Origin of the sequence: Bizionia argentinensis JUB59, assembly GCF_000224335.1 — a bacterium.
Classification (GTDB): Bacteria; Bacteroidota; Bacteroidia; order Flavobacteriales; family Flavobacteriaceae; genus Algorimicrobium; species Algorimicrobium argentinense.
Map to the genome: position 1 here is coordinate 90,765 of NZ_AFXZ01000019.1, position 26,954 is coordinate 117,718.

Below are 26,954 nucleotides of genomic sequence, written 5' to 3' on the forward strand. Positions count from 1 at the left end.
AGCCAAAAGTTGTCTTTAGGCTAGGAAGTCGCTTTCAATTATCATAGGAATTACTAGTCCAACAACAACTGCTGAAATAACCATAACCCAATCGCGTTTTGAAAAACGAAATATCGTTTGCATAATATAGCCTAGAAAAAGCACAATAAACACAATGATAATTTGTGCTATTTCAATACCCAGAGCAAACTCCAATAATACGATGAGTTTATTACCCGATTTACCAAGCATCATTTGAAACTCTCTTGCAAAACCTAGTCCGTGGATCAATCCGAAAAATAGTGTAGAAAAAAACAAGACGCCAACTTTTTCTTTTTGCGCCCCTTTTCCAGCGGTAAAAACATTAAATACGGCTATTACCAAAATGGATATGGGAATTAAGAATTCGACTAAATACGCATTAACACTTACTACACCATAAGTAGCAAGAACTAAAGAAAGCGTGTGGCCCACTGTAAAAACAGTTACCAAAAGCAATACACGTTTCCAGTCTTTAAACAAATAAGGAACGGTTAAAACGATAAGGAATAAGACATGATCATAGGCCTTGAAATCTAAAACGTGATTGATGCCGTATTCAACGTTAAACCAGAAATTATCGAGCATTGTTTATGTAGTTTTTGGGTGTTTTCAAAGATACACTTTAAAATGATTTGAGAAAAAGCTAGTTGGAAAATCATATAAAGTTTTTAAAATGAATTTTTATTTTTACTTTTTTTCTGGATTTTTGTAATCCACTGTGACGGGAATGCTAGTCTGTGATCCGTATAGTTTAATTTCTGTTATATCCGCAGGCATATTTAAGCCATTTTCCATAATAACTTGCTTCACATTTCTAATAACCGTACTTTTTACTTCCATCGCTCGTTTTCGGTATTCCTTGGTTTGAGTCCAAAAGAGAATTTTTAAATTAACGGAACTCACACCCAACGAATCTACTACCACAAAACACTCATGATCGGCATCTTCATAAACACCTTCAGTTTTTCTAACAGTATTTAAAATTACCTTTTTAGCGAAATCAATATCATCATCGTAATCGATACCAACCATAAAATCTAATCGGAAAAAACCATCTTCTGTATAGTTGTAAACTGCTTTCTTTATAATATCACTATTCGGAATATAGACATCGCGACCATCAAAGGTTTTTAATTTCGTGTATCTAAATTCTAACGATTTTATTTTACCAAAAATATTATCAACCATCACGGTATCATCTACATCAAACGGCCTGTTAAAGGATAAAATAATTCCGGAGATAAAATTTTCGCCAACATCCTTAAAAGCAAAACCAATTATAACGGCTGATGCTCCAGCCGCTGTTAACAAACCTGTTGCTATGCCACTTAATCCAGCTACTTTTAGGGCCAACATAATTACCAGAATAACAACGCCCAATTTGACGGTTTTAGCCAAGAAATTAATCATCAATGGATCATGCCTTTTTAGCAATACTGTTTTTTTGAAAAAACGCGAAATTAAATTAGCTAGAAGAAACCCAATGATGATCATTAAAATTGCCAAAATAATTTTTGGAACACTTATAATAAAAGACTCCCAATAAGCTTGCAACGATTCTTTCATAAGTTGTAGAGAGTCTTCCATAAATTCACTTTTTTTTACACAGTTTATAATTATTAAAAATACCTTTTTGCCTACAATATATAATACCTATTTGGCAAAAATTATAGAAAAGGCGATAGTAAACGCACAAATTTCTCCCAAACATGGATATACTTAGGCCTGCTTAGCCACTTCGCTGCATCAATTTCAGAAGACTCTTTCAAATCCACAAAAAAACTGTTTTGTAATTGCTTGGCTATATCTTTACTGTAAACCATAGCATTGACTTCAAAATTAAGATCGAAACTACGATAGTCCATATTTGCAGAACCAATTATGGCTAAATCATCATCAACCACCATAGTTTTAGAATGAACAAATCCTTTGTTATATTTATAAATTTGAGCTCCGTAGTACAATAATTCTGTATAATAAGCACTGGCAGCAGCATTGACCATAACCGAATCTGATTCTCCAGGAATTATAATTTTAACATCCAAGCCGCTTTGAATCGCAATAATTAAGGCATCCATTAAGCTCTCTCCAGGAATAAAATAAGGACTGGTTATATAAATACTTTTTTTAGCGGATCCAATAGCTTTTAAAAGAGAATAGAAAATGACTGGCTGTACACTATCTGGACCAGAAGCGGCAATTTGAACCATATCGTTTTCTATGTTGTCATTTTGGGTATTGTCAGGGAAATAGATTTCGCTATAATCTAAATTGGTATGACTACAAAAATTCCAATCGCAAAGAAAAAGATATTGCAAATATGCGGTAGCTTGGCCCGTAATCATTACATGCGTATCGCGCCAGAACAGTTGGTTATTGCTTTCAAAATCGTTCCGGTATCTATCACTCATATTAATACCTCCAACAAAACTAACATCACCGTCTATAATAATAATTTTACGGTGATTTCTATAATTAAGTCGGTTAGCAAAAGCATACCATTTTATCTTATAAAAAGGTGCGGTCTGTACACCTGCATTTTGGAGTTTTTTTATAAAATCGTTTCCTAAACCATGGCTTCCAAAATCGTCATACATAAAACGAACCTCAACACCTTCTTGCGCCTTTTGAATCAGTATTTCTGCAACTTGGTTACCAGTATTATCATTTTCATAGATATAATACTCTATGTGAATGTGTAGTTTTGCATTGGAAAGGGCTTTTAATAATTCGGGGAATTTCTCTTCACCATTTATCAGCAATTTCACTTGATTATTTGCTGTTAACGGACTTCGCCCAGCACGACGAATAAACTCCACCAAGGTTTGGTGTTTGTCAGTAATTAATCCAGAATTACTAATAGATTCAGAATATGCATTCATTTTATCGAGAATACGCTTCCGCAAGGGCTCATCTTCTACTATTTTCTTGGAATACAGCTTGCGTTTTCTATAGTTTATTCCGAAGGTAAAATAAAAAAGCACACCAATTATAGGCACAAAAACAATGAATAAAATATAGGCCAATGCTTTGGTGCTACTACGCGTATCATAAAGCACTCTCATAATTACAAAAATAATTATAATAGCATAAATGATATTAACAGCCAGAAACCAATTGGAGTTTAACATATTACCTTTGAACTAATTTTGGATTCACTTTCTTCTCGCGAATTAAATAAATACCTATTAAAATTAATAAACCACCAAGAATATACCAAAAAGAAAACTTCTCTCCATCTAAAACACCCCAAATAACTGCAACCACGGGTAACAAATAACTAACCGAACTAGCAAAAACAGGCGTTGTATTTTGAATTAATTTATAATATAATAACATGGCTATTGCTGTTCCAAAAATGGTTAGAAAACTTAAATAACCAAGCGCTTCAGAGCGTTCGGGTGTCATTTCAAAATTCTCGAATATGCCCGTAAAATACAGAATAACTAATGATGGTACTGCCCAAAAGGTGAATACGGCAGCCGTTAAATCTATAGACGTTAAACCAGGGATTTTCTCTTTAATAACCAAGGCATTCATAGCATAGGACCCACCTGCTAGAACAATGAGCATGGCATACCAAAATTGTGAACCCTCAGTATTTGCCTCTGAAAAAAAGATAAGACTAGCGGCACCTATAAAACCTATTATAGCGCCTAAAACTTGTGATAATTTACTGCGTATTCCAAAGAAAAAAAAACCGAAAATAAGCACGAATATTGGAACCAAGGAATCTAAAATCCCCGCTAAAGAACTACTCACTTTTTGCTGTGCAATGGGAAATAAAAACATAGGTGAAAAATTACCAAAAAAACCAGCAACAGCCACCCAAAATAAGGTTTTTAACGGCATTTTTCTTATAGCTGGAACACCTAAAAAAGCTAAAATAATTCCTGAAACAGCCACGCGTATGGCACCAATTTCATAAGGTGAAAAGGCGACTAATGTTTTCTTAATTAGTATAAAACTACTACCCCAGGTTAAGGCGAGAATTGTAACCAAAAACCACCTATTTTTAAACAATTTTATCATGGGCACAAAGTTAAAAAGCAATTGTTTAAAACAATTGCTTTTTGAAAAGATTTATTAAAATTTAAATTTACGATAAACTTTGTAAATCTATAGGTTTTTATGCTAAATAGATGTCACTTCTAAAGTATCCGATAATTCTTCTTCGCTTTCATTTTGATATAAATAACGCTCTTTACTATCATCTAACTCGTCCATCCACTCGGTATGATGAGTTTCCGCCATCGTTCCAGTTACAACACTCTGATAGGTTTTATCGCGGTACGTTAAAATATTCTCATCCTTATCTTTTAACCACTCCTTAAACATGACACCTACTTTATCCACGTTAAAATCTGGATAATCTGATATTGCCAATAAGTCTTTAATATACGCTGATTGAAAATCGACGTGATCGTTACCTGATTGTAATGTGTCATTTTCTTTTAACCACTTGTCAATATCGTATCGACGCTCTTTTTTAGATGGTAATTTATATCTTCCCATCATATAATCTCTCGCTACCCAAGCTTGAGTATCGAACATATTAAATGTATAATATTGATCTTGCATTCCCAAGTAAATTAATCTAGGAAGATCATTAAAAAACACACCTTTATATAAATTATCTGGATACAGATTGTTTTTTGTTTTCAAACGCATTTCATCTGGTAGAAATGGAAATTTATGTTGGTAACCCGTACACATAATAACGGCATCATATTTTTCTGATGTGCCATCTTTAAAGTGGGCGATGTCGTTTTCAAAATGGGTTAATAACGGCACTTCTTTTATACCATCTGGCCAATTAACGCCAATTGGATTACTTCTATAACTTAACGTTACCGTTTTAGCCCCGTGTTTATGACACTGCACGCCTATATCTTCAGCAGAATAACTACTACCAATTATTAATAAGTTTTGATCTTTGTAGGGATCAGCACCACGGAAATCGTGCGCGTGCATTACCTGACCAGGGAAATTTTCGATACCTTTAAAATATGGCATATTTGGCGTAGAGAAATGTCCAGAAGCAACAATTAAATAATCGAATTCCTCCTCATATGTTTTGTCAATTTTCAAATCGTCTAAAACAACCGTGAATTTCTGTGATTCTTCATCAAAACTTACCCATCGGGCTGTAGTGTCAAAACGAATATAGTCACGAACATTATTCTTTTTAATTCGACCTTGGATATAATCGAATAAAACAGGTCTTGGTGGATAGGATGAAATAGGCTTTTTAAAATGCTCATCGAATGAATAATCAGAAAACTCCAAACATTCTTTAGGACCATTAGACCACAGATATTTGTACATACTTCCATGAATAGGCTCGCCGTATTTACCGACACCCGTTCTCCATGAGTAATTCCACATACCACCCCAATTACTTTGTTTTTCAATACATACAATTTCAGGAACATCATGTCCTTCTTTTTTTGCTGCTTCAAATGCTCTTAATTGTGCTAAACCACTGGGTCCTGCTCCGATAATTCCAATGCGTGTTTTTTTCATATATATTATATAAATTTTTGAATCCGCATAGGAATCCCATACAGACTATTAGTAATAATAATTTAGGTAAATGGCTGCTAATAGCAGTTAGGAAGCTTCAATCGTAAAATGATACGACTAAAAGAAATAAGCTCTTTTATGTTCCGATTGATGTTTTATATACCGAAGCTGATAAGGTACGGTTTTTGCAGCAAAAATCCAAATATTAAGAAATGAACACCATGACAACAAGGTGTTTTTAAACTGAAAAATGACAAAAAACAGCTGTTTTGATGTTTTTTGAATGAAAAAAGCTATTATTGATCAATAATAGCTTTTTATAATATGTTATTTTGAATTAAAATTAAACAATTCTACATATCCAAAGTCTGCTCGCCACCACCATTAATAAAGATAACTTGACCGCTTGTCCAACTTGAAATTGGTGATGCAAAATAAAGTACGGCTCCGGCAATATCTACTGCTTCACCTAATCTTTTTATTGGGGTATGTTTTAGCATTGCTTTTTCTAATTCTGGCGTTAAAACCGTACTCAAAGCATGTGTTCTTGTTGCTCCTGGTCCAATAGCATTCATTCTAATGTTATCTGGTCCATAATCGAAAGCTAAATTACGTGTCATATGGTTAATGGCCGCTTTAGAAGATGCATACGCACTAATAGCAGGACTCTTATTTATAGACGCCATAGAAGACATATTAATAATACTTCCATAACCTGCCTTTTTCATGTGAGGGGCTACTAATTGACACAGTCTCCACATACTAAACACGTTCATATCGAACACTTTTTTGAATTGCTCTACGCTAATATCATAAGGACTTTCTTTACCTGCGCCACCGCCACCAACATTGTTAACCAAAATTTCGATGCTTCCGAATTCCTTAACAGTTTTATCAACTAGGTTTACTAAAGCATCATCTTTAGTCACATCGCAATCTATTGCAATTGATTTTCCGCCGTCTGCATTAATTTCTTTAGATGTTTTTTCTGCCGCTTCTAAATTATAATCTGAAACAACCACTTTAGCGCCATAAGCCGCTAAAATTTGGCAACAAGCTTTTCCTATTCCGTTTGCTCCGCCTGTGACTATTGCTGTTTTTCCTTTTAAGTCAAAAAACTTTGATGTATCCATAATGTCGTGTTTTTAAATTTATTTTTGTTTCTGATAAATAACAACACCCTCTTTTAGGGTTTCTAATACCTGAATATTTTTAATTTCCATTGGTTCTACTTTCAATGGGTTTTTGTCTAAAATGACCAAATCGGCTAGCTTACCTTTTGTTAAAGTTCCTTTGATATCTTGCTCAAAAAACTCATAAGCCGCATTGCAAGTAATTGCTTTAACAGCTAAATATGGCGTTGCTCTTTCCGCTTCACCAATAACAGCTCCAGAACGTGACACACGGTTTACCGCTGTCCAAATAGTAAAAAGAGGATCGATTGGAGTTACCGTAGCGTCAGAATGGTTGGTAGGTTTTAATCCCAAATGATCTGCCGATACCATCGGACTTAAAAAATTTGCACGCCCTTCACCCAAATTCTTTACATGTTCATCACCCCAAAAATAAGCATGATTGGTAAAAAATGACGGTTCTAAATTATACATCACAAAAGTGTCTAACTGATCTGGCCGCACAAATTGTGAGTGAATAATAATAGTTCTTCTGTTTTTATCTAATGGCTGATTTAATGTTTCGCAGGCTTTTTCATGCGCTTCAATTACCATATCAATTGTAGCATCGCCATTACAGTGAATGAATAACTGGTTGTCTTTTTTATAAGCCATTTCAAATAAATTATTCAAATAATCTTGCGTTAGGCTCGGTAAACCTTTACAATCACTTTCACAACCTGGAACTTCCGTTAAAAAAGGTTTGGTAAAAAACGCAGTTTTACCTTGAGGTGAACCATCAGCAACAATTTTAGTTCCTTGTACTTTGAATCCGTTTTTATAAGTTTTAAAGTGAAGTGTAGAATCGGCTAAATTACTTTCCAATTCCGTATAACCGGCTAGCGCGATTAAATCGATATCCAATTTTCCAGCATCGGCTTGCGCTTGAAAAAAGGCAATAGTATTTCTATCTGTCATTCCATCGTGAGCGGTTGTAAAACCGTTGGACGCATAATAGCTTTGTGTAGAATCAAAAAACTCGGCTTGTTTAGGTTCTAATAGTTGAAACATATTCCCTACAAAAGGATACATAGCTGTTTCTTGAACCAAACCAGTTGGTTCTTTAGAGTTTGGAAAACGTTCTATGCTACCTCCTTCTGGATTTTTAGATTCTGCCGTAACATCTAATCTTTCAAGAGCTAATGTATTTGCCACACCCATGTGTCCGCTAGTATGTTGTAAATAGACCGGATTATCAGGCAAAACCTTATCGATATCACGTTTTGTAGGATGGCGTTTTTCGTCCAATTGACCATCATCATAACCCCAACCGAAAATCCATTCGCCATCGGCAATTTTATTATCTTCTTTATAAGCTTTAAGCCTATTAAGCATGTCGTCAATATTACTGACATCCCCTACAGGTTCAGGATTCAGATTCACTTGCCCCATCGTATTTGACACCATTCCAAAGTGACTATGCGGATCTATAAAACCAGGCAATAACGTCTTTCCTTTAAGATCTATTAATTCCGAATTTTTAAATAGTAATTCTGCCTCTGCTTTGCTTCCTACAAATACGATTTTGCCCTTTTGCTCCACAAGTGCTTCTTCATATTCAGGCTGATCGGACTCCATCGTTATTATATCGCCATTATAAAATAATTGGGAATCGTATTCGACACTAACTTCTGGCTTCGCCTCGTCTTTGCAACCAAATAAACAGAGTAGTATAATTGCGTTGTAAAATATATGTTTCATGTTTATTTATTTTTACTGATCAGTTTCATATTTCTCGAAACTTCAAAACCTCTTTTTAATAATTCCTATCATGTATAAGTGACTTTAAAATTAGTGACTATTTTAATATATTTCACTTCGAAATTATTTGTCATTTAAATAGGCTTGCTTAGATAATAACTAAAACTTACACAATTAAATAAATTTACATGTTAGTAAATCCTTCATTTTCGTTGGACGTACTTTTATCAAACTTTATGTTTGAAAGCCCAAACAAACCTCTTAAACCGCCATGAATAAATGCAATTGGCATTATAAAAATACCTGCGATTAACATTCCCAATTCAAAAAACAAAGAGCTGTCTTTAAAAGGTTTTCCATTACGCCTAGATTGAAATGCGCTAAATGGAATTCCATACATATTTCCAGCAATCATAATTTGGATTGTGGATAGCATAACATGCGCTTCTTTTTTGCCATATTCTTCTATAATAGTATTAAAAGCGTATTTTTTAGGATATCCTCTGGAATCAGCAAAATGTTGAGCAAACATGATAGCTTTAGCTTCTTCTGGTTTAATTAAATTAGTATCTCCACTTAAAAAACTGCTTATTTCTTCCCCACTCATGCCTTGGCGTAAAGCCATTTTGGTGTGCTGATATGAACAAGCCAAACAGCCATTAACTTCAGTTACTGCTAATTCTAATCGCTTTAACAAATCAGGATTCACTAATTTATTTTGCTTATTTACACTCACCATTTTTAGAGCTCTTGGCACGTAAATAAAGGCGCTATACATTTCTATTAAACTAAATCGGCGCTTAAATTCTACTCTAGAGCGTACTTTTTCCGGAATGGCAATATCTATATTCATCACTTCTAAACTTTAATCTTAAATGTTAGTCATCCCATTCATCACGAATTTCTTCCAGAAGATTGTCATATCGGGCTTTTAATTCGGCTGAAATAGGTTTTGAGGATTTATGAATTTGACGTAATTGTATTGACAAGTAAATGCTAAAGAGTCCTGCAAACAAGAAGCTCAAAGCTATTAAAATTACCACACTCATTCCCGCAAATATTGGGTTCCAAATTAATATAAATGAAAAAATAATCCCTAAAACTCCCAGTACTAATAATACACCCCAATTTCTGCTACCGTATCTTTTTAAATCTACCGCAAAACTGATGGCTGCAACGGAACGAAATAATAAAATAAATCCAATATAAAATGCTAAAACGGTAATAGATAGAGCGGGTTGCATAACTAATGAAGTACCTACAATAAATGTAATAATTCCGAAAGCTAAGGACCATCCCCAATTTTCTAATTGATGTCTGTTTACCACTGCAAAAACAATTTCACCTAAACCACCAAATAAGAATGAGAAGGCAAAAAGAATTGATAATGTAAGAATAGAACCTGCTGGCGACATGAATACTACGATACTGATAATAACGAAAAACAAACCTACTAGCAGCGGAATATACCAGTGTTTGATTGCTTCTTTGATTGATTTTAAAAATGATGCTTCCATAATGATTGTTGTAAATTGGTTATTAATGTTACTGTGTGTTTGTATTTGTTTTTGGGTTTTAATCAACAAGTTTAATGCTCATTTCTTGATCTTCAGAAAGCGAGAATTTACAATCCTTAAATTTTGGTGCCGAAAATTTTGGTTTAAAGTTATTAGAAAACCCATAAGATTCTTTTGGAATACCTATAAAATTAAGATTGCAAATACCATCAGAGTTTTCATCATGATACATGGAAATAGCATAATCGCCTTTTGGCAAGTCTGTAATAATTAGTTGCTCTGTATTTTTAGACACTAACACTCGATAATGTCTGATTTCTGAATCTTTTTCAAGCCAACCTTCTTCAGCACTATAAATACCAATAATAATTTTACCTTGAATTGATTCAATATTTTGAATATTTATAGTCAGTTTTGGTTTATCGCTTGCTAAAAAACCTAATAAAATTGAGAAATAGAAGAATAAAGTGTTCATAATTTATGGGTTTACATTAAAATAGTACGGTATATGCTTTTGCTTTCACATTAATAAAATCGATTAATTAAAGTTATTTATTATTACTAAAGTTATTAAAAAATTATACTATAACCTTGCATTTGATAGGTTGGTATATCTATAAGCGCGGATAGCGTTAAGGCTATTTTAGGATTTAGTTCCGTTTCTGGATCTACTTTACGTTCGGCAGCTGCTTGACCGCAAAAATGAAGTGCCACACCATAATCTGTTAGTTTATCTATTAAATCCAAATTAGGATTTGGCTTGCTCATTCTACTTAAATACACATCCTCCTTCATTACAAGCGGCGTTGCTGGACCACTAACTACGGCTGCAACGTGAATGTTTTTTTTGGGAACACCGGCATTTTCTAATAAATTAATAGTTCGTGCAATTTTCCATAGGGCTACGTTTACCCCTTCGCGTTCCTTATCTGTCGTGATATGAAAAAGCAACTTATATTCAGATGCTGGATCGGGTTTAATAACGGCTTTTTCATAATCTACAATTCTGCCGTAACCTTCAATTGTTGGCGTTTTCCAATCTTGTGCATTCATATTAAAGTGAATTATTGTAATAAAGAGTATGCCAATATATTTTGTCATGTTGAATAGTTTTACTGCAGGTTAAAAAAATGTTGTTTTAATTTTTTATCATTATTTTGCCATGCTTCTAGGGGTTCAGATTGTTTTAATAAATACCATTTTACAGGTTTTTTAAATATACACGCTGCCATTTTTTTAATGGACGATACCTTTTCGGCTTCCATTGCAAAAAAATCTTCCAAGGTATCTTGTCTAAAGTTAAGGTTTTTTTCAAGAACATCACCATCAGCATAATACCCACAATGAAAATTTTTATCGGCAAAGGCATGCTCTGGAAAATCTAGTTTACCCAATCCAAAAATAGCAAAAGAGCGTTCTAAAAAATGTTCGTAGCTAATTCGGCAGGTTTCGCCACCTCCCAAATTAAAAATTTGTTTAGCTACTGCAGTTTCATTTTCAATTGCATTTACAAAAGCTCTTGCGGTATCTCGTGGTGTGGCAATTTCTAAAGCGGTATTTAAAGGCTGATGAAACATTAATTTAGACATTTTATGGTTCCCCATAATGGCTGCTAATCTGAAAATTGTCCAATTTAATTGACTGTTTTGAACAGCTTGTTCTGCTTTAATTTTCGTTTCTGCATAAGCGTCACCTTCACTTGGAATTAAAGGATCGCCTATATGTATATATGGATTTTCAATACGATCGCCATAAACCGAAATACTTGAACTATACATAAAAAAAGCATTTGGGGAATGTGCCTCCAATTGCTGAATTAAGTTTTGCGTTCCTTTGGTGTTTACGTTATGCGCTAATTCTGGCATCTCGTCTGCAAGCGGTGGAATAATGGCTGCTAAATGAATCACCGCATCTACATCCTTGATATTCTCTAAATCTTTCGGATTAGTTATATCACCATATATTAAGGTAATTTGATTTTTAAAAGGTGCTAATTTTTCAGTAGAAAGCTTCGTTTTTTTATCAAAAGCCGTCACATTAAAATAATCTTTTTGAAGCAATTGTTGTAAAGCTTCGAAACCAACAGTTCCAGAAGCGCCAGTTAATAAAACGTTTGTTTTTTTCATTTAGAAATTTAATTAATTCTTGAATTAACTATTAAGCAAATGCTAGACCAAAGGACGACTTACTCTTTTTTTTGTGAAAATTTTATAAAAAGAAATAGTGGGAAATGAGACCTTAAAGAGATAGCACATTATCACTTTTAAATTATTACTATTGGTATTAAAAAGCAGGAAACTAAATTTCAACCTTAAATTTAGCTTCCTATTGTTAGGGTTTTTAGCCCATTTTCTTAATGTTATGAATAACACCACCATCCACCAAAATATCGGTTCCTGTAATAAAACGCGCAGCATCACTTGTTAAAAAATTAACAACATCTGCAACATCTTCAGGCTGACCATTACGTTTTAATGGTGTGGCTTGCTTAATGTTTTCCATGCGTTCTGGATGCTCTTCGGCAGCTTTTAAACCCATTGGTGTTTCAATTACACCTGGAGAAACACTCACAATTCGCGCGCCTTTTGCACCCCATTTACCCATGTGTTTCTGCGTTAATAATTGCACGCCGCGCTTGGAAAAATTGTACATAGTATCTGAACTGCCATCAACAAATTTACTCACCGTATCAAAAGAATTTTCTTCCTGTGGGTTTGTAAGCGCATCATCATAAACTTCATTTGCCGGTACAACATGTGCCATCATAGAAGACAATAATACGGCTACTGAATCGGTAGTAGCGATTTTATAAAAAGCATCAATTAAATATTCTGTTGCAACTAAATCAATCGTGAAAACTTTTTTTAAATCGGTAACCGTACCACTCACACCAGCTGTATGGATTAATGCTTTTAAAGTTCCATTAACTGAAACGAATTTTGTTAGCTTTTCAACATCAGATTTATTGGTAATATCGCAGGCAATTCCAGAAACGTCAAAGCCTTCTTTTTTTAAAGTTGCCACTGATTTATCAACCATTTCTTGCGAATAATCCGTTAGAATTATAGACTGATTTTTAAATGATCGCGCACAAGCTTGTCCAATTCCGCCAGCACCGCCAGTAATCACAATTTTTTTTGTTTGAGAATTCATATTAATAGTTTTTAAAGATTATTATTAACTTTAAATTTTTAAGCGTTTTTGCTCCGCTTAAAAAATAAGCCCTAATTAAAAAAGCTTTCAATTAGGGCTATTTTAATTTTTACTATTCTTATTTAATAACGCGTTACTGCGCCAAAACCGTTAAATTTAGATAATTCGCCTTTTGGAAGAAATACGACATCGCCACCAAAACTCATATTTAATTCAATCATTTCGTCAAAAACATCATCAATTATCCCTGTATCCGTTCTATGATCTTCCGATACATATTTGATTTCATCATTTTCCAAAACAGCTGGCTGAAATAAACCTTGCTCAATGAAAAGTGTTTCCACTTTACCGTCGTTAATAGCTCTCCAAATATCATTAGTATCAGATAAAAACTTATTATCTGTAACGGCTTTTAAAAGCTCGGCCTTTCTATCATCATTCATTTTTTTGGTGTGAGCCTCTACTATTTTCCAAGCCTCTATAACAATAGCTTGATCCTTTTCCGTCATTCTATTAGAGTTTAAAAAAGACGTGAAAATACTGTCTTTTTCATCCGCTATTTTTATATACTCGCCATAGTTCTCTTCAACTGTACAAATTAAAACAGGAAGTGGATTATTTTTTCTAATGATATTTACTTCCTTATCAACTTGGTTAAAATATTCAGCCATTAAGCTTGACTTTTTAGATGAAACTGCTGCTTCTGTCTTATTTTTAGAGAAAAACTGCTTGTTTTCAAATGGAAAAGGCGATTTGAATTCTTTAACAACTTTATCATTTAAAGCTTCAATTAAACGGGCTTTTTCCTGACTTAAAACTAATACATAGTAATTTGATTCTGAATGAATAGATCTCATTAAATCTCTTGTAGAAAACGTGTCATCAATTACCACGCGATCTTCAACTTTTATAGCTAATCTTGAATATTCAGCTATGTCATCGTTTACAAAAAGAATTAAACTATCTAAATTATGGCTGAAGTCTATATCTTTTGCAAGCGCATGCAATTTATCCAATAAGGCTGTTGCATTTCGCTTCGTAGTATCCGCCAATAACCTTGTTTCGACTTCTTTAATATGATTTTTTAAAGTGATTTCATCTTTTAAATAGTCTGGATGTGTTCTATGAGAGTTCATTATTATAGTAATGCAATTCTCCGAATTAATGTTTTTTAATTTTTTTAGAGTAGTCTTCATAATTTAAAATGTTTAGTTAATTAATAAATAGTGTGTTGTGTTGTTTTAAAATAGATTCTTATAAATTGGATACACAATTTTCCAAAAGCCCGATTTTATGTGATTTTTTATGATAATTTAGTCGAAATAAACAGCTTCAAAAACTGCTAAAGGTGCACGCTTACCAACATTTAAAGACAATGTTTCATTATTAACAGTATAATTATCTGTCAGTTCAAAAATCTTTAAAAATGCTGATTCATTCACATCCACATCTGGACACGCTTTTAGGGTTGTTGCCATGTTTACAAAACGGATTCTGTTCCCATCTTCTAACATATATTCACCACTTAAGCCATTGCAACCTGCAAAACCTGTAACACGATTTCCGTCATTCTTTAAAGTGAAATAAATTTCACGCTCTTGGTTGTCTGCCATAGTAACAGCTTTACCGTCTAATGTTTTAAGCTTCCAGTAAGTCTCGGTAATTTCATTGTCCATAACTACTTTTTTAAACTCGGCTAATGGTGCCATTTTAGCTTTGTTTAATTCTAAAGTATTGTTGGTAATTCTAAAGTTATCAGCCGTTTCAAAAATGTTTATTATTAATGATTCATCTATTTTAGCATCTGGACAAGCCATTCGAGTTGAGCCTAACTTGGAGAAAGAAACACGTCCGCCTTCTTCCATTTTATAGGTTCCCATAAACGTATTACATCCTGAAAAACCACTAATACTATTTGTTTCGGAGTCTAAAACGAAATGAATTATTTGTCCGTTTTTTTCTCTATCGGTCATATCCTTACCTTCCAGCTTGGTAATAACCCATTTGGTATTTTCAAGCGTTGCCACCTCATCTTTAATAGTTGGTGTTTCCATTTGAGTTACTTCTTCTTTTACTTCCAAAGAATCATTGGTTTCGGATTTCTTACCAGAATTACAGCTCATAAATGCGACTGCAATAATTGATAATGTTATTATTTTTGTTTTCATGTTTATTGTTTTAGTTACATAAATATAGTTTTAGTTCGTAACATTACGAACTAAATAAGACTAAAGTATTGTTAAAATTTAACAATCCGGCGCTTAAGCAGTTAAATACTGGTTTCTTCTCCTTTACGAAACTTTGTAAGCGCCTGAAATACTTCGTTTACCAAATTTTGAGTTTTCCGTAAATAATCTTGTGTTATATTTCCCACAGATTTTTCGTATGAAAACTTCTCTGGATGAAACTCTTTATTGTAGTCATTAATTTTTTCTACCATTTCAATTTCACGTTGAATTGATTGATGATAAAGCTTTAAAGACTCCAACTGAAAATGTTTGGCTATTATGAAATACCGCTTCCTATCTCCAGGCTTTGTATAATACTTTAAGTATTCTAATTGCATTAGAACCTTTATGTTCACCGAAGTGGAACTTTTACTGGCTTCAATAGCCCGACGAATCTCCTCAAAGGTTAAACCCTCATACGACGACAACGTTAGCAGTGCAAAAATCCTAGCTGCTAATGGCGATAAACTTAAGCGCTCTTCAATTCGAACGCCTATCTCTTCAATAAGTTGTTTTTTCTTTTCTGAAAGTATCATACCTTCAAATATAGTTTTAGTTCATAACATTACGAACTAATTGATACTAAAGTTTTGTTATTTTTTCAATAATAAAGCACGCGTAAATTATTTGATTAACCTTTTACACATTAATTTCTAAAAAAATTGCTTCTATAACAATATCCTTTTTCATGAAAAAACCGCTTCAATATGAGGCGGTTTTTTATTTATGACAAACATTTATGTCTTCTAGTTATTAATATTACTTCTTCATTACTCTAAATGTACTTGATTCACCTGCATGTTTTAGCGTTACAAAATACATGCCTGACGTTAAAGCATCCTTTACAGAAACCGTTACTTTATTATCAGTAACTGATAATGTGTTATTGAAAATTTGTCTTCCAGCCATATCCGTGATATTCACAACTACCTGCTCACCGTTTAATTTTGGCGCATGAATGTAGAATGTACCATCGTTTAATGGGTTTGGATATAGACGTCTTTCTACTAACATCATGTTATCATTAATAGACATTGTTGGGCATGTTACGCTAATTATGAAGTCTCCTGCCGAAGAACTCCAGTCATAGGTTCTAATAATTAGCGCTTCTGTAGCGGCAGCTGTAAATGTAATCGTCTCTTCAACACCATCTGTAAAACCATTGTCTACACAATCAATTTCAGTTAAACTACCACATGCACCAGAGTAAATTGCGAGTACTGCGTCATAGTTTGCTCCAACAACAGTTACTGTATATTCATTATTTTCAAGTACATCAAGCGTGTAAAACACATCCTTTTGTGTACCAACGCTACAAGATGCGCTTCCCATTCCACTATTAGTAGCGCTCAAAGTAGTGCCAGCAACTGAATCACCACATGAAAGTGGTATAGAATTTATGCAATCGTTACTAGGAGGTGGACAAAAAGCTGGAGAATTAATAGATGTAGAAACATAACAATCTCCATTTTGAATACCCATGGCACCTACGCTAAAGTTTGTTCCAACTGTAAATGGTCCAAAAACTTCAAAATCATCAGCAGCTACTTCAACTGCATCCGAGTTATTGGCAGAAACATTGTAAGACGTGTTTCCATACCCACCTGACAGCGTTACCATTGCATAGTATGGGCTGCCTTGCTCTATACAATCAACCATTGGATTGCCATCAACATCTTGCACTTCAATAGTTATTATTGGTGGCGTACATGTTTGAATTCCTGTACAGTCTAGTCCGGCATCAGTAATGGCCCAGGTAAAACTACCCTCCAATGCTATTCTAGCATTTTCGCCTGTACAATAAGTACTATTGCCAGCATGGAAGTTTACCCCAGCTTGCAAAGTAGGCAAAGCACGCCAACCATTTAAAAGCGCATCGTAATTGAGTGTTGAAAGCGTAGCGCCTTGAAACATATCGTTCATAACGGTCACATTACTCACGTTCCAAGCACCAATGTTTTGATTGAATGCTATAGCATTTGTAAACATATTTGCCATATTGGTAACACTACTCACATTCCAAGTGCTAATATCTTGATTAAATGCAATTGCCTCATAAAATACAGAACCCATATTAGTCACATTACTTAAATCCCAAGTACCAATGGCATTATTAAATGCGGAAGCACCTCTAAACATACCCTCCATAGTGGTCACGTTACTCATATTCCATGAACCAATATCTTGATTAAATACGGATGCTTCGCTGAACATATATGACATATCGGTTACTCCAGAAAGGTCTGGCGCATCCGTTGCATTTCCAACAAGATTGTTGCAGCCATAAAAAGCAGAGCTCATTGAGGCCCATTCAGTAGTTCCCCATTGTTCTATGGAACGTATTTTTTCTCTATCTCCAGAATTATTAAAGTAAATACGCGGAAAATCGCCACTGATCTTAACCGTATATATACCCGGTGTTTCATAAGTATGAAGTACGTCGCCTGAAATTAGAGCATTCGCCGTACCATCTCCCCAATCAACCCTGTAGTTATAACCAACACCAGTAGTAGGTATGTTAATGGTTTCGTTAGCAATAGTGGTCTGCCATGTGGTTATAAATGAGGTTGAATTATCAACCAACCAAACATAATTTGTATTACCAGGTGCAAAGCAATTGTCTTTAGTGTAAGCTGATACAGCACTATATTCTCCTCCGGGAGCATTATAACCAGGATCGCCTAAATCAACTGAATAATCTTCATCTATTTCTAGGCAATCATCAACACCCCATGTAGTTGCCCATGCCGTATGGGTTATAGTGGCAGGGTCGGCGGTATTAGAATTCGTAGAAATAGCATAATCCGACGGACCACCTCCAAATACCAGTGCAGCAGCCTCTAAACCATTATACACCATCGGATTATCATTCCACAAAGGGCCATCATCAGTATTAAATGCGCCAACGTATGTTGCCTCTAGATTTCTGTTGGTCGTGCGCGAAGTAGCACTTCGCTGCAGCCTTATAGTCTTTTCTATTTGAGTCTGCATTTGTAAAGATGCGGTTGCGTTATTCGTAACTTGGGCTGATGTAATTTGGGCATTAACTTGGATGCCTAAAAAAGCCAAAATAAAGAGAAGTAATAAAGTAATTTTATTCATAGTAAAAAAGTTAGTGAGTTTGTATTCAGGTTAAATAATTAATAAATAGCGTTGTAATGTTTTTTAAAAAATACAATAAGACGATAATTGTTGTCACAATTATACTTCCTATAGACTAAAAAAAAAATCATACAGCAGCGGCAATAATATACTAAATGCCAGCACTATACAATACGTATGGGTACGTAGATTTGGTGATTTAGTTGTATTTACGCCCAAAGAAAAGCTAGAATACGTGGACTCAAAATATGAAATAGTGATGCGCCCGGATATATATTTTAAAAAACACCAGATCAGACGAAATTGAGAAAATATGTACTATCAGATTAAAACTTCCTGGACCAAGAAAATTTATTGAAGCAAGTCATAGCAACTTTTAAGATTCCATTTCAGAATCTATTAATAATTTAGACCGTAAATAAATTACGCAAGGTTAAGGAAAAATGAATGGTTACTAGTTTTCGAAATTAAGTACCTAATAATGAAAAATAAAAAAAGCCTTAACATTTCTTGTTAAGGCTTTCAGTACTCAAGGCGGGAATCGAACCCGCACGTCTTGCGACATTGGATTTTGAATCCAACGTGTCTACCAATTCCACCACTTGAGCGTACTTATTTGAAGTAGATTGCAAAATTAGAAAATAAAATCCTTCTAACAATTAAAAATACTGTCTTTTATGCTTTTGGAGTTGAAATAAATTCTTAAATTTGCACCTCGTAAAACAAGAGTGATTATAAATCATTATCATACAATCGGTTAGATATGCCAAACTCCCACACAGAAGCCAAGATTTTTACCTGTACACAAAGTAAAGTATTAGCTCAAAAAATTGCTGACGCTTTTGGTATTCCTATGGGTAACGTTATTACCTCAACCTATAGTGATGGTGAATTTCAACCATCATACGAAGAGTCTATCCGTGGAACCCGTATTTTTATTATCGGATCTACAAACCCAGGTGCCGAAAACTTAATGGAAATGTTATTGATGATTGATGCTGCAAAACGCGCTTCAGCTAGACACATTACCGCCGTTTTACCATATTTTGGCTGGGCAAGACAAGATAGAAAAGACAAACCACGTGTGCCTATTGCTGCAAAACTAGTCGCAAAAATGCTAGAAGCAGCTGGAGCAACACGAATTATTACCATGGATTTGCATGCGGATCAAATTCAAGGATTTTTTGAAAAACCAGTCGATCATTTATTTGCTTCCACTATTTTTCTACCGTACTTAAGAGGTTTGAAACTAGATAATTTAACCATTGCATCACCAGATATGGGTGGTTCTAAAAGAGCATATGCATATTCCAAAGCACTGGAAAGCGATGTAGTTATCTGTTATAAACAACGTGCCCAGGCTAATGTCATTTCGCACATGGAATTAATTGGCGATGTAACTGGGAAAAATGTGGTGCTAGTGGATGATATGGTGGATACCGCTGGAACTTTAACAAAAGCAGCCGATTTAATGATGGAACGTGGTGCCTTAAGTGTTCGTGCTATTTGTACGCATCCTATTTTATCAGGGAATGCTTATGAGCGTATAGAGAATTCTAAATTAGAAGAATTAATTGTAACCGATTCTATTCCTTTAAAACAAGAAAGCTCTAAAATTCGCGTATTAACTTGTGCTAATTTATTTGCTGAAGTGATGCAGAATGTGCATTATAACAAATCTATTAGCTCAAAATTTGTCATGTAGTATCGTTTAATACTACCAAAACTAGAATATTAATAATAATTATATATTTAAACAATGAAGTCAATTACAATTAACGGATCTAAAAGAGAAAGCGTAGGCAAGAAAGCAACAAAAGCCTTACGTAATGCTGGACAGGTACCTTGCGTATTATACGGAGGTGGCAAACCAGTACATTTTAATGCTGAAGAAATCGCATTTTCAAAACTGGTTTATACGCCTAATGCGCATACAGTTGTGATTTCTTTAGAAGGTGGAGACAAATTAAATGCAATTTTGCAAGATATTCAGTTCCACCCAGTAACAGATAGAATCTTACATATAGATTTCTACCAATTATTTGAAGATAAAGCTATTTCTATGGAAATTCCTGTACACTTTATAGGAAGTTCTAAAGGTGTTAAAGCTGGTGGTGTTTTACGTAAAAACGCACGTAAATTACGTGTGAAAGCTTTACCAAGTAATTTACCTGATTTTATTGAGGTAGATATTACGCCTTTAAAAGTTGGATCTAAATTATATGTTACTGCTTTAGAAAACGAAGCATACCAAATCATGCATACTGACAACACAGTTGTTTGTCAGATTAAACGTGCAAGAGCTGCAGTAGTAGTTGCCGATGAGGATCTTGAGGATCTTGAGGAAGGTGCTGAAGCAACTCCAGAAGCAGAAGGACAAGAATAAACCCTTTTTTTCGCAGTGCAAACATTTATAAAAGCATTCTATCCCGGTAACTATCGGGATTCAGAATGCTTTTTTAATTTTACATACATTTGAAGCATGTACAAATTCTTTAATTTTTTTAAGAAAAGCCAAACTTTTAAAATAGACGAAACAGATAGTATGAAAAAATTTCTAATTGTAGGTTTAGGGAATATTGGTGCTAAATATCATAATACACGCCATAATATTGGATTTAAAGTATTAGACTTTTTAGCCGACAAAGAAAGCTTAACTTTTACAACCGATAAGCTAGGCGATTTAACCACCTATAAATTTAAAGGTCGAACGTTTATTTTATTAAAGCCGAGTACGTTCATGAATTTAAGTGGAAAATCTGTTATGTACTGGTTAACCAAAGAGAAAATTCCTTTAGAAAATTTACTAATTATTACCGATGATTTGAATTTGCCTTTCGGAAGCATTCGCTTAAAAACTAAAGGAAGTGATGGCGGTCACAATGGACTTAAAGATATTCAAGACAAATTAAACACCACCAAATATAATCGTTTCCGTTTTGGAATAAGTGATGAGTTTAGTACAGGCCGACAAGTAGATTATGTTCTTGGCGATTGGTCTGACGAAGAAAACAAAGCCTTAACAGAGCGCTTGGAAAAATCGGTAGAACTCATTAAATCTTTCGGAACTGCAGGTATTAATAATACCATGAGCAGTTTTAATGGAAAATAAAAATGATTTTTATAATATTGAAATAGCTAATGCTCTCTAAAAATTAGGGTTTTCGAAACAAGACAAATTCTTAATTTTAGACCTTCAAGTACAGCCAGAGTAATTGGTAGCGTAATTTTTGTAATTTTATGTTTTTATGACCCTTCCCTATAAACATCATAAAAAGAGCATTTATTTAGCAATAAATAGTTTAAAGCATCTATAATATACTGTTATTTTAGCTATTTTTACTCGATACAATTATTTTAGCTAATTTTAAATGCTTATCATGAAACAAAACAACTTTCTACTATTTTGGTTAATTCTGTTATTTATTGGTGGATCTAATCTATATGCACAGCAGAATCCGAACTTTAAATCCATTCCAGAGGGGCCATTACAATTAACAGTAGAAAATCAAAGACATTTAGCTGAAACAGGATATGTTAGATGTGCTACGGTAGAAGTGGAAGAATTACGCCGACAGAACAATCCTAATATACAATCCAAAGAAGATTTTGAAAATTGGCTAGCACCTTTAGCTGAAGCACGTAAACAACGTATTGCCAGCGCCAGAACAAATGGAACGCATAGAGGAGCTATTATTAATATCCCAATTATTTTTCACGTACTCGCTGGATCTCCCGGTGATGTTCATGACATATCTGCCGAAAAAATACAAGCACAAATAGATCAGTTAAATTTAGATTTTAATAATCTTTCAGGAAGTACGCATCCAGCAGCTGCATCTGCCGAAATAAATTTTATTCCTGCTGTAGTTGATCCAGATGGTAACATATTGCCAGAGCCAGGTATTGATAGACAATATGGTTATACTGGTGCACTCGAAACAGCACAACTCGACAACTCCATTAAGCCAGCCACTATTTGGGACCGTTCTTTATATGCTAACATTTGGACAGCAAATTTAGAAGATACCTTATTGGGTTACGCACAGTTCCCCTCAAACTCCACACTTCCAGGGATGGATGCTAATAATGGCTCTGCTCTTACAGATGGTGTTGTGGTTCTTTCTGGTAGTGTCGGTTCATTAATTAATGAAGGAACAGCAACCCCTTATAATAAAGGTCGGACATTAACACATGAAATGGGTCATTGGCTTGGCTTAAGACATATTTGGGGAGATACTTCAAATTGCACAAACGATGATTACTGTGCAGACACACCAGATTCTAATGCATCTAATAGCGGATGCCCTACTATTGATAGATGCTCTGCAGATGGATTAGGCCCTGACATGGTTGAAAACTATATGGATTATACAAACGATGCTTGTATGAATATCTTTACTGCCGATCAAGTAAACAGAATTATTACAGTTCTTGAAAATGCGGATGGCATTTCAAATTTGCAAAACTCAACAACAGGTAACCCAGAACCTATAATCGCATTTCGTACACCAATCTTAAATGAAATGGAAGGTACAGGTTGTAATTATAGAGATTTGGATATTCCAATTCAGATAGGCAAAGCGCCATCTGCAGATGCTACTATAACGTTCACTTTAAGCGGTACTGCAACCAATATGACGGATTTCGAACTTGTAACGCCTACGGTTACTTTTACTGCCGGTTCTAATGATATTCAAACCTTAACTTTACGAGTTTTTGAAGATAGCTTTATTGAAGATGATGAAACCATCATTGTTTACATGACTCTAGCCACATCTGGCGATGCCGAATTAGCAACAAACGGCTCACAAACCCTAACGTATACAATAGTTAATGATGACACTGCCCCTACTCTAAATTCTTTAGTCAACGTATTTTCTGATGGTTTTGAAACCTATAACGATTTTGCCAGTAACCCAGTAGGTGGCTGGACTATGAAGGATATGGATGGTAGTACTACTTATGGCATTTCAAATACAACATTCCCTAATCAATCTTATACGGGTACATTTATAGTATTTAATCCAAGTCTAACAAGCCCTTCTTTAGTAGGAGAAAATTTAGACACACATTCAGGCTCTAAAGGGTACTATTGCTTTGCTGCAACTACTCCTGACAACAACGATTATATTTTTACGCCGCAGATTCTCCTAGATGGAATAGATAGCGAGCTTAAATTTTGGGCTAGATCCGCCACAGCTGAGTATGGTTTAGAACGTTTTAGAGTAGGTGTTTCTACTACAGACACAAACCCAGACAATTTCACATATTTAACAGCTTCCCCTTATGCTGAAGCTCCAGATACATGGACAGAATTTACTTATGATTTATCGGCCTATAATGGTCAAGATGTCTATATAACAATACATGTATTATCTAGTGATGCTTTTGCTTTTATGCTAGATGATGTTTCTGTTACAACATATAAATCAACCACTGCACAAACAGCTGTAAATCCAGGGGCATCTGCTAGAATGCAGCTTTCTGGAGTTGTTGATGTTTATTCTTATGATAATACGTCAGGCAATATTATGGCCAGATTAGAAAACAACGATAGTTTCGATTATGGCTGTTTAGATATTTCTGTCATACGTGAAGGCTCTGGATCTCAAGTCTTCGTAAACACAAACCTAACAGAGTTTGCAATGGATAAAGTTTTTAACATAACTACAGAAAATGCAAACACAAATGGAGACATTACAATTTCCTTCTACTTTACAAAAGCAGAAATCGCTGGATGGGAAACGGCAACAGGTAAAAACAGAACTGAACTATATATTTTTAGAGAAGTAAATGGTACGGTTGAAGAAACTATAGCTGCAACTGTTGGTAACTTTGGTGACGACATCGTTACCTTAAAAGCTAACTTTACGGACTTAAATGGAACGTTCTATTTTGGACCTCTAAATGCATCCTCAAGTTTACAAAACGATGGGGCAAACAACTTTAGCGTGTACCCAAATCCTGCTTCAAATCAATTGACTATAAAAGCTCATAATATATTACCAGATAGCTACACGGTTTATAATATCCTTGGTCAAGTGGTTTTGAGCAATGAAATTAATAACGGATCAGATTTATCCATAAACACGTCTTATTTAAGCAAAGGCATGTATTTTATTAAATTATATCAAGCGTCTAATCAGGTTTCCATACCTTTTATCAAGAAATAGCAAACGTTTTTTGAAACTTAAAAGCGGATTGGTACTTATATCAATCCGCTTTTATATTTTTGTACAAATAATTCGTCACGTTGAAAATAATAGAAACGCTACATAGCGACTTTAAAGATGATACCGTTATTACCATTGGTACTTTTGATGGTGTGCATATTGGTCACAAAAAAATAATTGAAAGACTTGTTAATTCTGCCAAGAATAATGGGCGGAAGTCGGCAATTTTAACCTTCTTTCCACATCCACGTATGGTTTTACAAAAAGATAGCGACATAAAAATGCTCAATACCATTGATGAAAAAGCGGCTATTATGAAAGCCCATGGATTGGATTATCTTTTTATAAAGAAATTTACAAAAGAATTTTCTCGGCTAAAAGCAAGTGATTTTGTTTCCGATGTTTTAGTGGATCATTTACATGCCAAAAAGGTGATTATCGGTTACGATCATCAATTTGGTAGAAATAGAACCGCCAATATTGACGATTTGCGCAAATTTGGCGAGCAATTTGGATTTGAAGTTGAAGAAATTTCAGTTCAAGATATTAATGAGGTATCCGTAAGCTCCACAAAAATTAGAACCGCTTTACAAGACGGAAACGTAAAAAAGGCTAATAGTTATTTAGGCTATAATTATATGCTTACAGGAACCGTTATTCACGGTAAAGGTTTAGGCAAAAACATTGGTTTCCCAACCGCAAATATTCACATTGAAGAGCGTTATAAACTTATCCCTAAAGAAGGTGTTTACGTGGTGAAATCGGAAATAAATAATAAAACTTACTACGGTATGATGAACATTGGAATTAACCCAACCGTTAGTCAAGAAAAAACACAAACTATTGAAGTTAATTTCTTTAATTTAGATGACAATTTATACGATTCTAAATTAAAAATAGAAATGTTAGACCGCATCCGAGATGAACAAAAATTTAATTCGGTTGAAGCCTTGCAAAAACAATTACAGCAAGATAAACAGACTGCTTTACACTACATAGAAAATAATGCGACTCACTAATTTTCTTTTTAAACAAGTTGATAACTCCGCTTTAATAATTTTTAGAATTATTTTCGGATTGCTATGTTTTTTAGAATCCGTTGGTGCCATTTTTACCGGATGGTTAAGACGTACATTAGTAGAGCCAGAATTTACATTTACTTTTATTGGTTTTGAATGGTTGCAGCCCCTGCCAGGTTCTGGTATGTATATTTATTATCTTATCATGGGAGGGTTCGGGCTGTTCATAATGCTTGGATATCGATATCGTTTCAGTGCTTTCATGTTTGCCATTATGTGGACAGCAACTTATTTAATGCAAAAATCGTCTTATAATAACCATTACTACTTACTCGCTTTATTAAGTGCAATCATGGTTATTCTACCAGCGCATAAAAATGCCTCTTTAGATGCTAAACACAACCCTAGTATCAAAGAAAACGGCATGCCTAATTGGTGTCGATACATTTTTATACTACAAATGTTTATCGTTTACACTTACGGCGCTATTGTCAAGCTCTATCCAGATTGGTTAGATGCTTCCATTATGGGTATTTTAATGAAAAGCAAACAGCATTATAGTCTTGTTGGTGAGTTTCTACAAAATGAATGGTTGCATTATTTTTTAGCCTATGGCGGTATTCTATTCGATGGTTTAATAATTCCACTCCTATTATACAAACCAACCCGAAAATTAGCATTTTTTGCAGCTGTATTTTTTCATCTATTTAATTCTTTTATATTTCAAGTTGGCATTTTCCCCTATTTATCGCTTGCTTTTGCCTTATTCTTTTTTGAACCGCAAGCCATACATCGTATTTTCTTAAAGAAGAAACCATTTTATAGTGATTCACAGGTAATTATTCCGGCTTACAAAAAACCTATGCTAACGGTTTTCGCTATCTATTTTTCGTTTCAGATTTTGTTACCGCTCCGCCATATTGTAATTCCACAATCGGTTTTATGGACAGAAGAAGGTCATAGAATGTCCTGGCGCATGATGTTACGCTCTAAAAGCGGACACACCATATATTATGTAGTAGACAAAAAATCCCAGGTTAGAACCACTGTTAATTTAGACCATTATTTAACCCCAAAGCAAAAGCGTCTAGCAAGTGCAAAACCTGATGCTATTTGGCAGTTTTCGCAAGTTTTAAAAGAAGATTATGCCAAAAAAGGCCAAGACATTTCGGTATATGTCGATAGCAGAATAAGCGTAAACGGTCGGCCATTTATTCCGTTTATAGACCCAAATGTAGATTTGGCGGCCACAAAATGGTCGCACTTTAAACACAGTGAATGGATTTTACCGCCGAAACAAGGCTATTTCACGCGCTAATTCCGTAATTTTACCGCTTAA

The 26,954-nt window shown here is 34.5% G+C and carries 23 protein-coding genes and 1 tRNA gene; 6 read left to right on the forward strand and 18 right to left on the reverse strand.

Features of this window, described 5'->3' with window-relative positions:
• Nucleotides 1-15: 15 nt before the first annotated feature.
• The 18 genes from BZARG_RS06745 to BZARG_RS06830 form a co-directional block, all read right to left on the reverse strand.
• On the reverse strand, nt 16-606 hold the full coding sequence (locus BZARG_RS06745; protein ID WP_008636687.1) for a HupE/UreJ family protein: 591 nt from the start codon (nt 604-606) through the stop codon (nt 16-18).
• Between the two features lie 102 nt (nt 607-708).
• Nucleotides 709-1,608: a mechanosensitive ion channel family protein gene (locus BZARG_RS06750; RefSeq protein WP_008636580.1), complete on the reverse strand. Its 900-nt coding sequence runs from the start codon at nt 1,606-1,608 to the stop codon at nt 709-711.
• 80 nt (nt 1,609-1,688) lie between these two features.
• Nucleotides 1,689-3,152, reverse strand: coding sequence for a cardiolipin synthase (cls, locus tag BZARG_RS06755; protein ID WP_008636652.1), 1,464 nt, complete (start codon nt 3,150-3,152; stop codon nt 1,689-1,691).
• 1 nt (nt 3,153) lies between these two features.
• A complete protein-coding gene (locus BZARG_RS06760; protein ID WP_237702580.1) occupies nt 3,154-4,023 on the reverse strand; it encodes a DMT family transporter in 870 nt (289 codons plus the stop codon).
• Between the two features lie 132 nt (nt 4,024-4,155).
• Complete coding sequence (locus BZARG_RS06765; protein ID WP_008636613.1) at nt 4,156-5,547, reverse strand: flavin-containing monooxygenase; 1,392 nt, start codon at nt 5,545-5,547, stop codon at nt 4,156-4,158.
• A gap of 353 nt (nt 5,548-5,900) precedes the next feature.
• Complete coding sequence (locus tag BZARG_RS06770; RefSeq protein ID WP_008636764.1) at nt 5,901-6,680, reverse strand: glucose 1-dehydrogenase; 780 nt, start codon at nt 6,678-6,680, stop codon at nt 5,901-5,903.
• An 18-nt stretch (nt 6,681-6,698) separates the two neighbouring features.
• Nucleotides 6,699-8,420, reverse strand: coding sequence for an amidohydrolase (locus tag BZARG_RS06775; protein ID WP_008636678.1), 1,722 nt, complete (start codon nt 8,418-8,420; stop codon nt 6,699-6,701).
• Nucleotides 8,421-8,604: 184 nt separating this feature from the next.
• Nucleotides 8,605-9,273, reverse strand: coding sequence for a carboxymuconolactone decarboxylase family protein (locus BZARG_RS06780; protein ID WP_008636625.1), 669 nt, complete (start codon nt 9,271-9,273; stop codon nt 8,605-8,607).
• A 25-nt stretch (nt 9,274-9,298) separates the two neighbouring features.
• Nucleotides 9,299-9,937 (reverse strand): HdeD family acid-resistance protein, encoded by a 639-nt coding sequence (locus tag BZARG_RS06785; protein ID WP_040288092.1) that lies wholly within the window; start codon nt 9,935-9,937, stop codon nt 9,299-9,301.
• Between the two features lie 58 nt (nt 9,938-9,995).
• Entirely contained in the window at nt 9,996-10,412 is a 417-nt protein-coding gene (locus BZARG_RS06790) for a DUF2141 domain-containing protein (protein WP_008636740.1), read from the reverse strand.
• Nucleotides 10,413-10,507: 95 nt separating this feature from the next.
• Nucleotides 10,508-11,038: a DsrE family protein gene (locus BZARG_RS06795; RefSeq protein ID WP_008636617.1), complete on the reverse strand. Its 531-nt coding sequence runs from the start codon at nt 11,036-11,038 to the stop codon at nt 10,508-10,510.
• 11 nt (nt 11,039-11,049) lie between these two features.
• On the reverse strand, nt 11,050-12,063 hold the full coding sequence (locus tag BZARG_RS06800) for an NAD-dependent epimerase/dehydratase family protein (RefSeq protein WP_008636723.1): 1,014 nt from the start codon (nt 12,061-12,063) through the stop codon (nt 11,050-11,052).
• Nucleotides 12,064-12,277: 214 nt separating this feature from the next.
• Nucleotides 12,278-13,090 (reverse strand): SDR family oxidoreductase, encoded by an 813-nt coding sequence (locus BZARG_RS06805; protein WP_008636635.1) that lies wholly within the window; start codon nt 13,088-13,090, stop codon nt 12,278-12,280.
• A gap of 122 nt (nt 13,091-13,212) precedes the next feature.
• Nucleotides 13,213-14,286 carry an AOC03_06830 family ribosome hibernation factor gene (locus BZARG_RS06810; protein WP_237702581.1) on the reverse strand — a complete coding sequence of 358 codons (1,074 nt, stop codon included), beginning with the start codon at nt 14,284-14,286 and terminating at the stop codon, nt 13,213-13,215.
• A 117-nt stretch (nt 14,287-14,403) separates the two neighbouring features.
• Complete coding sequence (locus BZARG_RS06815; protein ID WP_008636743.1) at nt 14,404-15,258, reverse strand: META domain-containing protein; 855 nt, start codon at nt 15,256-15,258, stop codon at nt 14,404-14,406.
• Nucleotides 15,259-15,359: 101 nt separating this feature from the next.
• Nucleotides 15,360-15,854: a GbsR/MarR family transcriptional regulator gene (locus BZARG_RS06820; protein WP_008636598.1), complete on the reverse strand. Its 495-nt coding sequence runs from the start codon at nt 15,852-15,854 to the stop codon at nt 15,360-15,362.
• Between the two features lie 223 nt (nt 15,855-16,077).
• Nucleotides 16,078-18,420 carry a BspA family leucine-rich repeat surface protein gene (locus tag BZARG_RS15200; RefSeq protein WP_008636615.1) on the reverse strand — a complete coding sequence of 781 codons (2,343 nt, stop codon included), beginning with the start codon at nt 18,418-18,420 and terminating at the stop codon, nt 16,078-16,080.
• A gap of 526 nt (nt 18,421-18,946) precedes the next feature.
• Nucleotides 18,947-19,028 (reverse strand) — tRNA-Leu (locus BZARG_RS06830).
• A gap of 155 nt (nt 19,029-19,183) precedes the next feature.
• Between BZARG_RS06830 and BZARG_RS06835 the strand changes: the two genes are divergently transcribed.
• From BZARG_RS06835 to BZARG_RS06860, 6 genes are all read left to right on the forward strand, one after another.
• A complete protein-coding gene (locus BZARG_RS06835) occupies nt 19,184-20,125 on the forward strand; it encodes a ribose-phosphate pyrophosphokinase (RefSeq protein ID WP_008636726.1) in 942 nt (313 codons plus the stop codon).
• Nucleotides 20,126-20,179: 54 nt separating this feature from the next.
• Nucleotides 20,180-20,806, forward strand: a complete 627-nt coding sequence (locus tag BZARG_RS06840) for a 50S ribosomal protein L25/general stress protein Ctc (RefSeq protein WP_008636599.1) — start codon at nt 20,180-20,182, stop codon at nt 20,804-20,806.
• Nucleotides 20,807-20,965: 159 nt separating this feature from the next.
• Nucleotides 20,966-21,532 carry an aminoacyl-tRNA hydrolase gene (pth, locus tag BZARG_RS06845; RefSeq protein ID WP_008636587.1) on the forward strand — a complete coding sequence of 189 codons (567 nt, stop codon included), beginning with the start codon at nt 20,966-20,968 and terminating at the stop codon, nt 21,530-21,532.
• A 268-nt stretch (nt 21,533-21,800) separates the two neighbouring features.
• Nucleotides 21,801-24,596 carry a T9SS-dependent choice-of-anchor J family protein gene (locus tag BZARG_RS15205; RefSeq protein ID WP_008636765.1) on the forward strand — a complete coding sequence of 932 codons (2,796 nt, stop codon included), beginning with the start codon at nt 21,801-21,803 and terminating at the stop codon, nt 24,594-24,596.
• A gap of 80 nt (nt 24,597-24,676) precedes the next feature.
• Complete coding sequence (locus tag BZARG_RS06855) at nt 24,677-25,615, forward strand: bifunctional riboflavin kinase/FAD synthetase (protein WP_008636668.1); 939 nt, start codon at nt 24,677-24,679, stop codon at nt 25,613-25,615.
• Entirely contained in the window at nt 25,602-26,933 is a 1,332-nt protein-coding gene (locus tag BZARG_RS06860; protein ID WP_008636620.1) for an HTTM domain-containing protein, read from the forward strand. Before BZARG_RS06855 ends, BZARG_RS06860 begins: the two co-directional genes overlap by 14 nt.
• The last annotated feature ends 21 nt before the right edge of the window (nt 26,934-26,954 follow it).

Excerpts from the sequence above, each read along its gene's own strand:
- BZARG_RS06805 (WP_008636635.1), bottom strand. The coding sequence starts at position 13,090 with ATGAATTCTCAAACAAAAAAAATTGTGATTACTGGCGGTGCTGGCGGA.
- BZARG_RS06765 (WP_008636613.1), bottom strand. The coding sequence starts at position 5,547 with ATGAAAAAAACACGCATTGGAATTATCGGAGCAGGACCCAGTGGTTTA.
- BZARG_RS06800 (WP_008636723.1), bottom strand. The coding sequence starts at position 12,063 with ATGAAAAAAACAAACGTTTTATTAACTGGCGCTTCTGGAACTGTTGGT.
- BZARG_RS06795 (WP_008636617.1), bottom strand. The coding sequence starts at position 11,038 with ATGACAAAATATATTGGCATACTCTTTATTACAATAATTCACTTTAAT.
- BZARG_RS06775 (WP_008636678.1), bottom strand. The coding sequence starts at position 8,420 with ATGAAACATATATTTTACAACGCAATTATACTACTCTGTTTATTTGGT.
- cls (WP_008636652.1), bottom strand. The coding sequence starts at position 3,152 with ATGTTAAACTCCAATTGGTTTCTGGCTGTTAATATCATTTATGCTATT.
- BZARG_RS06820 (WP_008636598.1), bottom strand. The coding sequence starts at position 15,854 with ATGATACTTTCAGAAAAGAAAAAACAACTTATTGAAGAGATAGGCGTT.
- BZARG_RS06810 (WP_237702581.1), bottom strand. The coding sequence starts at position 14,286 with ATGAAGACTACTCTAAAAAAATTAAAAAACATTAATTCGGAGAATTGC.
- BZARG_RS06770 (WP_008636764.1), bottom strand. The coding sequence starts at position 6,680 with ATGGATACATCAAAGTTTTTTGACTTAAAAGGAAAAACAGCAATAGTC.
- BZARG_RS06815 (WP_008636743.1), bottom strand. The coding sequence starts at position 15,258 with ATGAAAACAAAAATAATAACATTATCAATTATTGCAGTCGCATTTATG.
- BZARG_RS06790 (WP_008636740.1), bottom strand. The coding sequence starts at position 10,412 with ATGAACACTTTATTCTTCTATTTCTCAATTTTATTAGGTTTTTTAGCA.
- BZARG_RS06840 (WP_008636599.1), top strand. The coding sequence starts at position 20,180 with ATGAAGTCAATTACAATTAACGGATCTAAAAGAGAAAGCGTAGGCAAG.
- BZARG_RS06750 (WP_008636580.1), bottom strand. The coding sequence starts at position 1,608 with ATGGAAGACTCTCTACAACTTATGAAAGAATCGTTGCAAGCTTATTGG.
- BZARG_RS06835 (WP_008636726.1), top strand. The coding sequence starts at position 19,184 with ATGCCAAACTCCCACACAGAAGCCAAGATTTTTACCTGTACACAAAGT.
- BZARG_RS15205 (WP_008636765.1), top strand. The coding sequence starts at position 21,801 with ATGAAACAAAACAACTTTCTACTATTTTGGTTAATTCTGTTATTTATT.
- BZARG_RS06860 (WP_008636620.1), top strand. The coding sequence starts at position 25,602 with ATGCGACTCACTAATTTTCTTTTTAAACAAGTTGATAACTCCGCTTTA.
- BZARG_RS06745 (WP_008636687.1), bottom strand. The coding sequence starts at position 606 with ATGCTCGATAATTTCTGGTTTAACGTTGAATACGGCATCAATCACGTT.
- pth (WP_008636587.1), top strand. The coding sequence starts at position 20,966 with ATGAAAAAATTTCTAATTGTAGGTTTAGGGAATATTGGTGCTAAATAT.
- BZARG_RS06780 (WP_008636625.1), bottom strand. The coding sequence starts at position 9,273 with ATGAATATAGATATTGCCATTCCGGAAAAAGTACGCTCTAGAGTAGAA.
- BZARG_RS06785 (WP_040288092.1), bottom strand. The coding sequence starts at position 9,937 with ATGGAAGCATCATTTTTAAAATCAATCAAAGAAGCAATCAAACACTGG.
- BZARG_RS15200 (WP_008636615.1), bottom strand. The coding sequence starts at position 18,420 with ATGAATAAAATTACTTTATTACTTCTCTTTATTTTGGCTTTTTTAGGC.